General features: G+C 70.9%; 13 protein-coding genes. 7 read left to right on the top strand and 6 right to left on the bottom strand.

Annotated elements, in window-relative coordinates:
• The first annotated feature begins 206 nt into the window (after positions 1–206).
• A complete protein-coding gene (locus M8J73_RS40935) occupies positions 207–3452 on the top strand; it encodes a tetratricopeptide repeat protein (RefSeq protein WP_055538992.1) in 3246 nt (1081 codons plus the stop codon).
• A 133-nt stretch (positions 3453–3585) separates the two neighbouring features.
• Here M8J73_RS40935 and M8J73_RS40930 read toward each other — a convergent pair whose 3' ends face one another.
• The gene (locus M8J73_RS40930) at positions 3586–3846 is read right to left on the bottom strand and encodes a hypothetical protein (RefSeq protein ID WP_055538991.1); all 261 of its coding nucleotides are present in this window, start codon (positions 3844–3846) and stop codon (positions 3586–3588) included.
• A 21-nt stretch (positions 3847–3867) separates the two neighbouring features.
• A complete protein-coding gene (mca, locus tag M8J73_RS40925) occupies positions 3868–4719 on the bottom strand; it encodes a mycothiol conjugate amidase Mca (protein ID WP_055538990.1) in 852 nt (283 codons plus the stop codon).
• Positions 4720–4967: 248 nt separating this feature from the next.
• Between mca and M8J73_RS40920 the strand changes: the two genes are divergently transcribed.
• The 3 genes from M8J73_RS40920 (at position 4968) to arr (ending at position 6671) form a co-directional block, all read left to right on the top strand.
• On the top strand, positions 4968–5366 hold the full coding sequence (locus M8J73_RS40920) for a DUF4307 domain-containing protein (RefSeq protein WP_055538989.1): 399 nt from the start codon (positions 4968–4970) through the stop codon (positions 5364–5366).
• Positions 5367–5588: 222 nt separating this feature from the next.
• The gene (gene greA, locus M8J73_RS40915) at positions 5589–6089 is read left to right on the top strand and encodes a transcription elongation factor GreA (RefSeq protein ID WP_055538988.1); all 501 of its coding nucleotides are present in this window, start codon (positions 5589–5591) and stop codon (positions 6087–6089) included.
• Between the two features lie 171 nt (positions 6090–6260).
• Complete coding sequence (gene arr / locus M8J73_RS40910) at positions 6261–6671, top strand: NAD(+)--rifampin ADP-ribosyltransferase (protein WP_055538987.1); 411 nt, start codon at positions 6261–6263, stop codon at positions 6669–6671.
• A gap of 47 nt (positions 6672–6718) precedes the next feature.
• Here arr and M8J73_RS40905 read toward each other — a convergent pair whose 3' ends face one another.
• The 3 genes from M8J73_RS40905 to ilvA form a co-directional block, all read right to left on the bottom strand.
• On the bottom strand, positions 6719–7516 hold the full coding sequence (locus tag M8J73_RS40905) for an ABC transporter permease (protein ID WP_055539005.1): 798 nt from the start codon (positions 7514–7516) through the stop codon (positions 6719–6721).
• A gap of 5 nt (positions 7517–7521) precedes the next feature.
• Complete coding sequence (locus M8J73_RS40900) at positions 7522–8538, bottom strand: ATP-binding cassette domain-containing protein (protein ID WP_055538986.1); 1017 nt, start codon at positions 8536–8538, stop codon at positions 7522–7524.
• Positions 8539–8731: 193 nt separating this feature from the next.
• A complete protein-coding gene (ilvA, locus tag M8J73_RS40895) occupies positions 8732–9961 on the bottom strand; it encodes a threonine ammonia-lyase (protein WP_055538985.1) in 1230 nt (409 codons plus the stop codon).
• A 164-nt stretch (positions 9962–10125) separates the two neighbouring features.
• Between ilvA and M8J73_RS40890 the strand changes: the two genes are divergently transcribed.
• The 3 genes from M8J73_RS40890 to M8J73_RS40880 all read left to right on the top strand — a co-directional run bounded on the left by M8J73_RS40890 (position 10126) and on the right by M8J73_RS40880 (position 11623).
• Positions 10126–10620, top strand: coding sequence for a MarR family winged helix-turn-helix transcriptional regulator (locus M8J73_RS40890; protein ID WP_206187846.1), 495 nt, complete (start codon positions 10126–10128; stop codon positions 10618–10620).
• Between the two features lie 266 nt (positions 10621–10886).
• Positions 10887–11378 (top strand): sigma factor-like helix-turn-helix DNA-binding protein, encoded by a 492-nt coding sequence (locus M8J73_RS40885; RefSeq protein ID WP_055538984.1) that lies wholly within the window; start codon positions 10887–10889, stop codon positions 11376–11378.
• Complete coding sequence (locus M8J73_RS40880; protein WP_055538983.1) at positions 11375–11623, top strand: hypothetical protein; 249 nt, start codon at positions 11375–11377, stop codon at positions 11621–11623. Before M8J73_RS40885 ends, M8J73_RS40880 begins: the two co-directional genes overlap by 4 nt.
• A gap of 28 nt (positions 11624–11651) precedes the next feature.
• Here the strand turns inward: M8J73_RS40880 and M8J73_RS40875 are convergent.
• On the bottom strand, positions 11652–12786 hold a 1135-nt coding region (locus M8J73_RS40875; protein ID WP_249829777.1), incomplete at its 5' end, for a cystathionine gamma-synthase.

Raw genomic sequence — 12786 nt, 5'->3', positions numbered from 1 at the left:
GGCACGCGGTGTGCCGTGGAGGCGACAGCCGTGAAGGCGGCATACGGGAAACGTGAAGGCGCCATACGGGAACGTCGTCCATGCGTCCGCGCGACCTCCCATGCGCCCGCGCATGGGACCCCGGGCTGATCCAGGCCCTCTCGCCAGTGCGCCCCATCCGCTCCACACTGGCTTGGGAAAGCCGTTTCGGCGAAGGGGGACGTGTGATGCGGGACAGCCACCGGGGGGAGGCCGAACGGCTGTTGGTCCGGGCGGTCGAGGAGGAGGTCCGCAGATCGGGTGGCCGTACCGACGGGGTCGTCCTGCTGGGGCGCGCACGGGCCGCCCTGGACACGATGGCGCAGAACGCGGCGGAGGAGTACGAGGCGTACACCCGCGCGCTGGACGAGTCGGAGGCGGGCCGGCCGACCTTCGGCCAGCGCTACGCACGGGAGGGCTCCGGAACTCCCCTGCTGGTGGCGGCCGTCGCCGCCGGCACCGCTGTGGTGACCGACCTGGCGTTCGGTGTCGACGCGGGCACCGCCGTGAGCACCGGTCTGATCGTCGGCGTCGCGAGCGCCGTCGCGACCGTACTGAAGGTGACCGCCTCGCATCTGCCGGCCGCGCACCACCACGCGGGGGCCCTCGGCCAGCCCGGCGGCCCGGAGCAGCTGCGGTTGCAGTGGCTGACGGCGCTGGAGGTGCGCGGGATACGCCCGTTCCTGGACCAGCAACGCGTGCTGACCGCCTCCACCGCGCAGAAGAAGGCGCCCCGGCTGCGGGGCGCCGACAAGAGCGCGGCGGCCCGCCGGCGCAATGTGCTGGAGCAGTCGTTCGCCCAACTCCCCGAGGCAGACGACCGGTTCGCGGGCCGACGGGCGGAGATGGCGAAGATCCGCCAGTGGGTGCAGGCGGCCCGCGCCGAGACCGAGACCCGGCCGACGGTGGTCGTCCTGCACGGCGTGCCCGGCTCGGGCCGTACCACGCTCGCCGTCCACGCCTCCCACGATCTGCGCGACTACTTCCGCGGTGCCTGCGTCGTCGATCTGCGCGCCGACAGCCCCGGGGAGACCCCGCTGCCGACGCGTGACGCGCTGATGCATCTGCTGAACCGGCTCGGCGCGCCCCGCGAGCAGTTGCTGTTCCGTGAGCGCACCTCGCAGGACCAGCAGGTCAAACGGCTGAGCGAGCTGTACCACCAGCATCTGACGGCGCTGCCGGTCACGATCGTCCTCGACGACGCCTCCGACCCCGAGCAGGTCCGCGCCCTCGTCCCCGAACGCTCCGACAGCCTCGTCCTCGTCACCGCGCGCGCCCCACTCGCGCTGCCCGCCGACCTCCCCGCCTGGGTGCACCAGCTGCCCGTCGAGGCGCTGGACGGCGACGGCACACGGGAACTGCTGGGCACGGCGGCCCAGGACGCCTCCGCCCTGTCGGCCGGGGCGCACGCGGGCACGGCCGCGACGGGCTCTGCGCCCGCGCACGACGTCGAGTCCCTGTCCCGCATCCGGCAGCTGTGCGGCGGTCTGCCGCTCGCACTGCGCGTCGCCGGTTCGTCCCTCGGCCCGCGCACCCCGCGCCGACTCGCCGCGGACCTGGGCGCGTACGGTCCCGTGGAGCCGGTCGAGCGCGCGCTGTGGCTGCGCTACACCGACCAGTCGGAGCCGTCCCGTCGGCTGCTGCGCAGGCTGGCGCTGGCGGGCCGGGCCTCACTGGGCGCGGCGGCGGCCGCGTCGCTGCTCGCCACGGACGAGACGGAGGCGACCCGCCATCTCACCGCGCTGGCCCGCGCCGGGCTGATCGACCATGTGCACGGCAACCGCTACCGGCTGCACGACCTGGTGCGCGCGTTCGCGCAGGCCCGGCTGGTGGACGAGGAGGAACCGAGCGAGCGCACGGCCGCGCAGGAGCGGCTGATCGTCACCTACGCGGACCTCGCCGACTCGGTGCTCCGCCTGGTCGACGGCAACATGTCGACCCGCTCGGACCGTTTCGGCTCGCACGGCTTCGTGTCACTGGACGAGGCGCTGCGCTGGCTGGACGACGAGACGAGCTTCATCACCTCCACCCTGCGGCACGCGGAGGGAGTGAACCAGGCGGCCGTCCTGAGCCTGCTGGGCGCGCTGTGCGACTACTGCCTGCTGCGCGGCGACCTCTACCGCCTCGGTGAGCTGAGCGAGCTGGCCCAGTCGGTGGACCAGGGGCTGCTGACCCGCTCGGTGCAGTGGCGTACGGGTATCGCGGCCCGTCAGCTGGGCGAGCTGGACAAGGCCCGTACGACACTGGCGTCGGTGGTCGACCTGTATATGGAGACCAACCATGACGCGGGCGCCGCCCGGGCCCTGTGCTCCCTCGGCATCACCCTGCACCACCAGGGCAATCTGACCGAGGCGGCGGCCAAGCTGCACGAGGCGCTGGACATGCAGGCGGTCCCCCAGCTGGCGGCCGACCGCGCCTGGACGATGCACGCGCTGGCGGCGGTGGAACGCGACCGCTCCCGGCTCGCCGATTCGCTGGACCTGCTGACCCGCGCCCTCGTCGTCCACCGTCAGCAGGAGTCCCTGCACGGTGAGGGCTGGGCGCACTTCCAGCTCGGCCAGCTGCTGCTGCGCATGGGCGATGTCCCGCGCGCGCAGGGCGAGCTCGGCACCGCCCTGGACCTGTTCGGCCGTACCCGTGACGCGCGCGGCCAGGCCTGGAGCATGACGCAACTCGCGCGGGCCCGTCTCGTCGCCGGTGACCCCTCCGCCGCCGTCGACGGCCTGCGTCAGGCGCTCACCCACCACCGCGACAACGAGGACGCCCGCGGTGAGGCGTGGACCGGCTACTACCTGGGTCAGTCGCTGGAGGAGACGGGCAACCTCGACCAGGCGGTCAGGGAGCTGGAGCGGTCACGGACGATGTTCTCGCGGATGCGTGACGTGTACGGCCTGGCCTGCGCCCGGCACCACTCGGCACGCGTCACCCGGGACCAGCGGGCCGTGCAGACGGGCTCGCTGCGCAACTCGGGCTTCGCCCGTCAGCTGCTGGTCGACGCCCGCGCCGACTTTCAGCGCATCGGCGTCGCCCACGGCGAGGCGTGGACCTGTCTGGAACTGGCGGTCGTGGACGCCGGCAACGCCCGCATCCCGCAGGCGCTCGCCCTGTGCGACGAGGCCACGCGCCTCTTCGCCTCCTACGGCGACCGCCGTGGCGAGGACTGGGCGCGCTTCCTGCGCTGCACGATGCTGCCGTACGGCGCACCGGGCGGCGTCGAGATCGGCACGGCGGTGGCCCAAGAGGAACTCGCCCAGCTCTCCCGCACACCCCATCCGCTGCGTGACGAGAAGCTCACCGAGTACATCGAGGCGTACGAGCTCCTCCTGGAACGCGGCGTGAACCTGGAGGCCGGCTGGCGCGCCTGGACCCTGGGCATGGTCCCGAACCGGCACGCCCGCGAGGTGATGGGGGTGGCGGTGACGGCGGGCCAGTGAGGCAGCACAACATGACCCCATGACCCGGTGCCGGTTCCGATGTCGGTGCGCTGTCTGCCGATGTCGGTGCGGTCGCGGTGTCACGGAATCATGCCGTCGGACCGGCGCGGGGGCTCAGCCCTTCACGAGGGGCTCAGCCCTTCGCCGGGGACGTCTTCCCGGACGCCGGGGAGGTGCCGGCCGTGCCGGCCCCCTTGCCGGAGGCGGCCGGGTCGGGCGTCTCCTCGAAGTCGACCTTGCCCATGTGCTTGTTCATGGACTTCATCAGGCCCCAGACGGCCAGGGCCATCACCGCGAAGACGATGAAGCCGAGGACGCCGGGGGTGACCTTGTCCTTGTCCAGCTCCTTGGCGAGGGGGAGGACGTGCGTGGTGACTGCCAGGCTGAAGCTCATGTCTGGCATTGTCCCCCAGGGCTAGCGGATGCCCGCAAAGAGGTCGTCCTCCGGGAGCGAGGTGTCCACGAGGGACTTCGCGAGCTCGTACTCCTCGGTGGGCCAGACCTCCTTCTGGATCTCCATCGGGACGCGGAACCAGCCGCCGTCGGGGTCGATCTGCGTGGCATGGGCGATGAGGGCCTTGTCACGGATCTCGAAGAACTCGGCGCACGGGACGTGCGTGGTCAGGGTGCGGTTCCTGTGGTCCGACTCGTCCCACCGCTTGAGCCAGTCCCCGTACGGGGACTCCAGGCCGCGGTCCAGCAGGGCGTTGTGCAGGGCCTCGGTGCGGGGGCGGTTGAAGCCCTGGTTGTAGTACAGCTTCTGCGGCTGGTACGCCGGGCCGTACGCGTCCTCCGGGTACTTCTCGGTGTCCGCCGCGCCCTCGAACGCCACCATCGAGATCTTGTGGGTCATGATGTGGTCCGGGTGCGGGTAGCCGCCGTTCTCGTCGTAGGTGGTGATCACCTGGGGACGGAACGCCCGGATCTTTCTGACCAGCTCACCGGCCGCCTTGTCGACGTCCTCCAGGGCGAAGCAGCCCTCGGGAAGGGGAGGCAGGGGGTCGCCCTCGGGGAGACCGGAGTCGACGAAGCCGAGCCACTCCTGCTCGACGCCGAGGATCTCGCGGGCCTCGTCCATCTCCTTCTTGCGTACCTCGTGAATGTGCTCCTCGATGTACTTGTCGCCCTGGAGCTTCGGATTGAGGATGGAGCCGCGCTCCCCGCCCGTGCAGGTCACGACCAGCACGTCCACCCCCTCGGACACATACTTCGCCATGGTGGCCGCACCCTTGCTCGACTCGTCGTCGGGGTGCGCGTGCACGGCCATCAGTCGCAGCTGGTCAGTCAAGACTCATTCCCTCGTAAGTCGGCGCCCGGCCTGTACTTCGGTGACTCGGCCCGGCGCGATCCGGTGAGTCAATACTGCCGTCCCGCGCGGACACCCCCGTCGGGGCGGCCGTCAGGCGCTGGGCGGGAGGCTTCTATAGTGACCGAATCGGGGGACGGGATATTCCCGGTCCGGACCTTGGACCCCCCGTGGGGGACCGTGTTCCGGCCCACTCCGAGAGGACGATCATGAGTACGGCGAGCACTCAGCTGCCCGAGGGCCGCTACGGCCGCTCCGCGGACGAGCGCGCCGACCGCAAGCTCAAGGTCATCGGCGCCGTCCTGGGCGCCGCCCTGCTCGTCCTCATCGGCTGGTTCGCGTACCACTATGTCGCCGGGAACAGGATCAGCGTCGAGATCCTCACGTTCGAGACGTCCGCGAAGTCGGTGAAGGTACACCTCACGGGCGACAAGGACGCCGGTGTCGAGGGCTACTGCACGGTCCGCTCCCAGGCGGAGAACGGCACCGAGGTCGGCCGCGCCGACTTCCGCTTCGACGCCGCCGCCACCGACATCGACGAGGTCGTCACCCTCCAGACCACCTCGCGCGGCACCACGGCGGAACTCCTCGGCTGCCACGTCGGCTGATCCGCTCGAACCTTCCGCGTGTACCGAACCTCCAGCGCGGGACGAACCTCCAGCGTGTGACGCCCGAAACAACACGCTGACCTGCGGCGATGTAATGCTTGTGGTTTATGTCCTCCCCCTTGGGCCGCTGAATTGTTAGGCTCGTGGTTTCGCCCACTCATGAAGGAACATTCTTCTGGGTAGGGCGATGCTTTGTATTCCCAGTACCTACGAGGAGCACCTGTGACCCAGACCAGCGAGAACGTCACCTGGCTGACCCAGGAGGCGTACAACCAGCTCAAGGCCGAGCTGGAGTACCTGTCTGGTCCTGCGCGCACGGAGATCGCCGCCAAGATCGCGGCCGCGCGCGAGGAGGGCGACCTGCGCGAGAACGGCGGGTACCACGCGGCCAAGGAAGAGCAGGGCAAGCAGGAGCTCCGTGTGCGCCAGCTGACCCAGCTCCTGGAGAATGCCAAGGTCGGCGAGGCACCCGCGTCGGCGGACGGCGCGGTGGCGCCCGGCATGGTCGTGACGATCGCCTTCGACGGAGACGAGGACGACACCCTGGCGTTCCTGCTCGCCTCCCGCGAGTACGCCAGCTCGGACATCGAGACCTATTCGCCGCAGTCCCCGCTCGGCTCGGGCGTGCTCGGCAAGAAGGTCGGCGAGGACGCGCAGTACGAGCTGCCGAACGGCAAGCTCGCCTCCGTGCGGATCCTCAAGGCCGTGCCCTACCAGAGCTGAGCGGCACCGGAGCCGGCCCGCGCGACCGCGCCACCGCCTCCGGCCCCCGGCCTCCGGCCCACGACTTACCCCCGAGCCCCCGGCGCCCCTCCGGCGCCGGGGGCCTCGTCATGCCCGCCGGGGGCTGCTTCGGGCCGCCGGTGCCTCTTCCTCGGTTGTTAACCTGGGCCGATGACTGAGGCGTTGGACGAGGGGCCCTTCTACCACGGCACGAAGGCCGAGCTGAACGTCGGAGATCACCTCACCGCCGGTTTCCGTTCCAATTACCGGCCCGAGATCGTGATGAACCACATCTACTTCACCGCCCTGCGCGACGGGGCGGGGCTCGCCGCCGAACTCGCCGCCGGCGAGGGAGCCCCGCGGGTGTATGTCGTCGAGCCCACCGGGGACTTCGAGAACGATCCGAACGTCACCGACAAGAAGTTCCCCGGCAATCCCACCCGCTCCTATCGCAGCAGGGAGCCGCTGCGGATCGTCGGCGAGGTCACCGACTGGACGCGACTGACCCCCGAGGCCCTCCAGACGTGGCGGGACCGGCTCGCAGCGATCCGCCTGGACGACCGCGCCGAGATCATCAACTAGCCTCCCGGCCCACTACGCCCGGCCCACCCCGCCCGGGCCCGCGATGATCAGCCGGCGGCTCGGCGGTACTTGCGGACGGCGAGTGTGCGGAAGACCGCGATGATCACGATCGAGTAGATGATCGAGGCCCAGACGGGGTGGGCCATCGGCCATGCGTCGGACGGGGAGACGCCCGGGTCGCCGAACAGCGTGCGGCAGGCCTGGACGGTCGCGCTGAACGGGTTCCACTCGGCGATCGGCTGCAACCAGGACACCATCTGCGAGGAGTCCACGAACGCGTTGGATATGAAGGTCACCGGGAAGAGCCAGATCAGGCCCCCGGATGTGGCCGCCTCGGGGGTGCGGACGGTCAGGCCGATCAGGGCGCCGATCCAGGTGAACGCGTAGCCGAGGAGCAGCAGCAGGCCGAAGCCCGCCATGACCTTGCCGAAGTTGGTGGGCTCCGCGAAGCCGGGGCGCCAGCCCACCAAGAGCGCGACGGCCGCCAGAACGAGCAGGGTCAGCGCCGTCTGCACGAGGTCGGCCAGGGTGCGGCCGGTGAGCACCGCGCCGCGTGCCATGGGCAGGGAACGGAAACGGTCGATCAGGCCTTTGTGCATGTCGTCGGCGATGCCGGCGCCCGCGCCCGCGGTGGCGAAGGTGACCGTCTGCGCGAAGATGCCGGCCATAAGGAAGTTCTTGTAGACGTCCGGGTCGGTGGAGCCTCCGATGTTCATCGAGCCGCCGAAGACATACGTGAAGAGCACCACGAACATGATCGGCTGGATCAGCCCGAAGATGACCATCTCGGGAATCCGGCTCATCCGGATCAGATTTCTGCGGGCGATGACCAGGGAGTCGTTCATGGTGCTCACGTCGCGGTCTCCTTTCTGCGCCCGCGCCCCTTGGCGTCGGCCGCCTCGCCGTTCGTCTCGGCCTCGTCCTTCACCTCGGCGGTGTGGCCGGTCAGGGAGAGGAACACGTCGTCCAGGGTGGGGCGGCGCAGTCCGATGTCGTCGATCTCGATACCGCGGGCGTCCAGCTCACGGATGACCTCGGCGAGCAGCTTTGCGCCGCCGGTGACGGGCACCGTGAGCTGGCGGGTGTGCTGCTCGACCGTCGTCTCGCCCTTGCCGAAGCCGTTCAGCACCTCGACGGCGGTCGGGATGTGCTCGCGTTCGTGCACGACGACCTCGACGCGCTCGCCGCCGGTGCGGGCCTTGAGCTGGTCGGAGGTGCCGCGGGCGATGACCCGGCCGTGGTCGACGACGGCGATGTCGTGCGCGAGGTGGTCGGCCTCCTCCAGGTACTGGGTGGTGAGCAGCAGGGTCGTACCGCCGGAGACCAACTGCTTGATGACGTCCCACAGTTGCTGCCGGTTGCGTGGGTCGAGGCCGGTGGTCGGCTCGTCCATGAACATCACCGGCGGTGAGACGACGAGCGCGGCCGCCAGGTCGAGACGGCGGCGCATACCGCCTGAGTAGGTCTTGGCGGTGCGGTCGGCGGCGTCGGCGAGGTGGAACTGCTCCAGCAGTTCGCTCGCGCGGGCCTTCGCGGCCTTGGCCCGCATCTGGTAGAGCTGGCCGACCATCTGCAGGTTCTCACGGCCCGTCAGATATTCGTCGACCGCGGCGAACTGGCCGGAGAGGCCGACGGAGCGGCGTACGGCGTCGGGGTTCTTGAGGACGTCTATGCCCGCGACCGTCGCGGTGCCCCGGTCGGGGCGCAGCAGGGTGGTGAGGCAGCGGACGGTGGTGGTCTTGCCCGCGCCGTTCGGCCCGAGCAGGCCCAGGACGGTGCCCTCGGGTACATCGAGGTCGACACCGTCCAGAGCCCTCACGTCACCGAAGGTCTTGACCAGACCTTCGGCATGGATGGCGCCTGGCATGTGATTTCTCCACGTCGTCGGGGTTCCTTCGCAAAGCCTAGGTTTGTGCGTTTCGTTCCGCGCCGGGGCGGACACGACTTTCGCCGCACCAGCGGCGTGACACACACCATAACGCGATGTATCGCGTCTCTCAATGGACTTCCCCGAACGAGTGACACAGAGGCGCGTGACCTCGGGTTTCGCCGAGCGGACGTCAGTCGATGACCGTGTAGCCCGCCTCGCGCAGGGCGTTTCCTACCTCGACGCAGTGGGCGGGGCCCCTCGTCTCCAGGTGCAGTTCGACCTCCACCTCCGTGAGGCCGAGCCGGGGGTCGGTCCGGACGTGGCTGACGTCGAGGACGTTGGCGTCCGCCGCCGACAGCACCCCGAGGAGGGTGGCGAGGGCACCGGGGCGGTCGGTCAGCCGGAGGCGGACCTGGAGGTAACGGCCGCCGGCGGCCATGCCGTGGCGCAGGATGCGCTGCATCAGCAGCGGGTCGACGTTGCCGCCGGAGAGCACCGCGACGACCGGCCCCTCGAAGGACCCCGGTTCGCGCAGCAGGGCCGCGACGGGGCTGGCGCCGGCCGGTTCCACGACCAGCTTGGCCCGCTCCAGGCAGAGCAGCAGGGCGCTGGACAGGTTGTACTCGGAGACGGTGCGGACCTCGTCGACCAGGTCGGCGACGATCTCGAACGGCACGTCGCCGGGCCGGCCGACCCTGATGCCGTCGGCCATCGTCGCCGGGTTCGTGACGGCCATGGGCCTGCCCGCCGCGAGCGAGGGCGGGTACGCCGCGGCGCCCTCCGCCTGCACACCGATGATCCGCACATCGGGCCGTACCGACTTCACCGCGACGGCGATGCCCGCGGCGAGACCCCCGCCGCCGATGCCGACGACGATCGTGCGCACCTCGGGGCACTGGTCCAGGATCTCCAGGCCCACCGTGCCCTGGCCCGCGATGATGTCGGGGTGGTCGAAGGGGTGGATGAACACCGCGCCCGTCCCGGCCGCGTACTCCTGCGCGGCGGTCAGCGTCTCGTCGACCACCGTGCCGTGCAGGCGCACCTCCGCGCCGTACTCCTCGGTCGCGCTGATCTTCGGCAGGGGCGCGCCCTTCGGCATGAAGACCGTGGAGCGCACACCGAGCAGGGAGGAGGCGAGGGCGACGCCCTGGGCGTGGTTGCCGGCGCTCGCGGCGACCACCCCGGCGGCGCGCTGCTCGGGCAGCAGGCCCGCGATGCGCACGTACGCGCCGCGCAGCTTGAACGAACCCGTCCGCTGGAGGTTCTCGCACTTGAAGTGCACCGGAGCGCCGACGAGCTGGGAGAGATGCCTGCTGCCCTCCATCGCGGTGACACGTGAAATGCCCGTCAGCATCTTCTGGGCGCCTCGCACGTCGTCGAGCGTCACCCCCGGCAAGGAGTCAGCCGTGCTGTAGCTCATGACACCAGTCTCGCAGTTCACAGGGTCGGGACGCGGGTGTGACCAAGGCGCGGGACGGGTTTCAGCGGCGCCCGTACAGCCCGCGCCCGGTCCGCGTACTCTGTCCCCCACCACCAGCGCCCCACGCATGAATTGAGCCTTTGGCCATGCCCACAACACCTGAAATGTCGATGGACATGACGACCGTCGGTGACACCGGTCTTCTCGACACGTTGCAGCACGAGGTCGCGGTCTTCGCGCGCCGTGCCGAACAGACCCGGCTCGGCGGTGTAGGGCAGGTGCGCAACTCCATGGACCGCGCCGCGTACCTGCTGCTCAACCGCCTCGACAAGGAGGGGCCGATGGGTGTCAAGGCGCTCGCGGCGAGCATGGGGATCGACTCGTCGACGGTCACGCGGCAGGTGGCGCCGCTCGTGGACACCGGTCTCGTCAAGCGCACCTCGCACCCGGAGGACGGCCGCGCGGTGGTCCTCCAGCTCTCCCCGCGCGGACTCTCCCGACTCGAGGAGGTACGTTCCTCCCGGCGTCAGTTGATGGCCGAGCTGACCCAGGACTGGGCGCCCGAGGAGCGCGAGGCGTTCTGCTCCCTGCTCACCCGGTTCAACACCGCGCTCTCGGCCCGCATGGCCGCCGCCCCCGAGGCACCGTCGCCGTCCTGAGCACCGGGCCGCACCGGTTCGCGGGTACGTGCGCGTGCGCGTGCGCCCGTCCGGTGGCCGCCCCAGTCCTGCTGTGTGCGCCCGAGTCCTGCTGTGTGCCGCCCGAGTCCTGCTGTGTGCGCCCGAGTCCTGCTGTGTGCCGCCCGAGTCCTGCTGTGTGCCGCCCGAGTCTTGACCGGGCGCCCGCTCCTGGCCTCATATGAGATCGGGCCCCGTCGTGCGTGGCCGGGCCCGTCTGCTCAGGTCGGCCTCAGGGGGGAGGCGCGGTGCGCGAACGGAATGTGGCCCAAGCCTCCCGCAGGGACAGGGAGTTCGAGGCGTTCGTCGCGGGTGCGGCGGGGCGGCTGCTGCAGACCGCCACCCTGCTCACGGCGGAGCCGCCGGACGACAACCCGCGCGCGCGGCGGCTGCTCACGCATGCCCTCGCCCACACGTACGCCGTCTGGGACGGTCTGCGCGGCGAGGACCCCTATGACCGGACCCGGCGTGAGCTGGCCCTCCGCTTCGAACGCGGGGCCTGGCACCACCACGGCTTCTTCCGTCCCCCGCCCGGTGGTGTGCTGAGGGCGCTCGGTCCGCTGGAGCGGCTGGTCCTCGTCCTCAGGCTGTACGAGGGGGTCGCCGAGGAGCAGACGGCGGCGCTGCTCGGAATGCCCGCCGAACGTGTCCGGGCGATCTGCCTGCGGGCGATGGCGACGGTCCTGCATCCGCGACGCGAGAAGTCCGTCCCCCCGGTGGTGGAGGTGGCACCGTCATGAACCTGAGGGAGCGGGAGGCCGCCGTACGCCGGATCCTGGACCGTCGGCCGCCGCCGGTGCCGCCCGAGCTGTGCGCGGACGCGGTGCGGCGGGGCGGCCGCATGCTGCGGCGCAGGACGGCGGCCCGGCACGTGATGTGGCTGGTGCTGCTGGCCGCCGTGGTCGCGTTCGCCGTGTGGGCGTCGACGACCCACCCCTGGGTGGAGCCGCCGTCCACGACGACCCCACCCGTGACCGGCTGGTGAGCGCGGCCGGCGCGTACTACGCGGCGTACTAGCCGAGCGCCTGCTGGAGGTCTTCGAGGAGGTCGTCGACGTTCTCGATGCCCACGGAGAGGCGGACGAGGTCGGCGGGGACCTCCAGCGCCGAGCCCGCGACCGAGGCGTGCGTCATGCGGCCGGGGTGCTCGATCAGGGACTCGACGCCGCCGAGGGACTCGCCGAGCGTGAACACCTTGGCGCGGTCGCAGACCGCGACGGCCGCCTCCTCGCCGCCTTCCACCTGGAAGGACACCATGCCGCCGAACGCCTTCATCTGCTTGGCGGCGACCTCGTGGCCCGGGTGCTCCGGGAGGCCCGGATAGAGGACGCGGGACACGCGCGGGTGCCGGGTCAGCATGTCGGCGATCTTCGTGGCGTTCTCGCTGTGGCGGTCCATGCGCACGGCGAGCGTCTTGGTGCCGCGCAGCACGAGCCAGGAGTCGAACGGCCCGGCGACCGCGCCCATCGCGTTCTGGTGGTACGCCAGTTCGTCCCCGAGGGACTGGTCGCTCACGATCAGGGCGCCGCCGACGACATCGGAGTGGCCACCCATGTACTTGGTGAGCGAGTGCACGACGACGTCCGCGCCGAGCGCCAGCGGCTGCTGGAGGTAGGGGGTCGCGAAGGTGTTGTCGACGACGAGCTTCGCGCCGGCCTCACGGGCGATCTGCGCGACGGCCGGGATGTCGGTGATGCCGAGCAGCGGGTTGGAGGGGGTCTCCACCCAGACCGCCTTGGTCTTCGGGGTGATGGCGGCCCGTACGGCCGACGGGTCGCTGGTGTCGGCCACCGACCAGTCCACGCCCCACCGGGAGACGACCTTCGCGAAGAGGCGGAAGGTGCCGCCGTACGCGTCGTTGGGGATGACCACGTGGTCGCCGGGGCTGAGGAGCGTACGCAGCAGGCAGTCCTCGGCGGCCAGTCCGGACGCGAAGGCGAGGCCGCGGCTGCCGCCCTCCAGGGCGGCGAGGTTCTCCTCCAGCGCGGTGCGGGTGGGGTTGGCGCTGCGGCTGTACTCGTAGCCGCCGCGCAGGCCGCCTACGCCGTCCTGCTTGTAGGTCGAGACCTGGTAGATCGGCGGGACGACCGCGCCGGTGAGGGGATCCGCGGTGTTGCCGGCATGGATCGCGAGGGTCTCGAAGTGCGTG

Origin of the sequence: Streptomyces neyagawaensis (assembly GCF_023516595.1) — a bacterium.
In the GTDB taxonomy this organism is placed as follows: domain Bacteria; phylum Actinomycetota; class Actinomycetes; order Streptomycetales; family Streptomycetaceae; genus Streptomyces; species Streptomyces neyagawaensis.
Note: the sequence above shows the minus strand (reverse complement) of the source record. Positions and strands in the feature narration are given on the sequence as shown.

Bases quoted from the DNA above. Each gene is read 5' to 3' on its own strand.
- M8J73_RS40935 (WP_055538992.1), top strand. From the start codon at position 207: ATGCGGGACAGCCACCGGGGGGAGGCCGAACGGCTGTTGGTCCGGGCG.
- M8J73_RS40920 (WP_055538989.1), top strand. From the start codon at position 4,968: ATGAGTACGGCGAGCACTCAGCTGCCCGAGGGCCGCTACGGCCGCTCC.
- ilvA (WP_055538985.1), bottom strand. From the start codon at position 9,961: ATGAGCTACAGCACGGCTGACTCCTTGCCGGGGGTGACGCTCGACGAC.
- M8J73_RS40905 (WP_055539005.1), bottom strand. From the start codon at position 7,516: ATGAACGACTCCCTGGTCATCGCCCGCAGAAATCTGATCCGGATGAGC.
- arr (WP_055538987.1), top strand. From the start codon at position 6,261: ATGACTGAGGCGTTGGACGAGGGGCCCTTCTACCACGGCACGAAGGCC.
- mca (WP_055538990.1), bottom strand. From the start codon at position 4,719: ATGGCCGTGCACGCGCACCCCGACGACGAGTCGAGCAAGGGTGCGGCC.
- M8J73_RS40880 (WP_055538983.1), top strand. From the start codon at position 11,375: ATGAACCTGAGGGAGCGGGAGGCCGCCGTACGCCGGATCCTGGACCGT.
- M8J73_RS40890 (WP_206187846.1), top strand. From the start codon at position 10,126: ATGTCGATGGACATGACGACCGTCGGTGACACCGGTCTTCTCGACACG.
- M8J73_RS40930 (WP_055538991.1), bottom strand. From the start codon at position 3,846: ATGAGCTTCAGCCTGGCAGTCACCACGCACGTCCTCCCCCTCGCCAAG.
- M8J73_RS40900 (WP_055538986.1), bottom strand. From the start codon at position 8,538: ATGCCAGGCGCCATCCATGCCGAAGGTCTGGTCAAGACCTTCGGTGAC.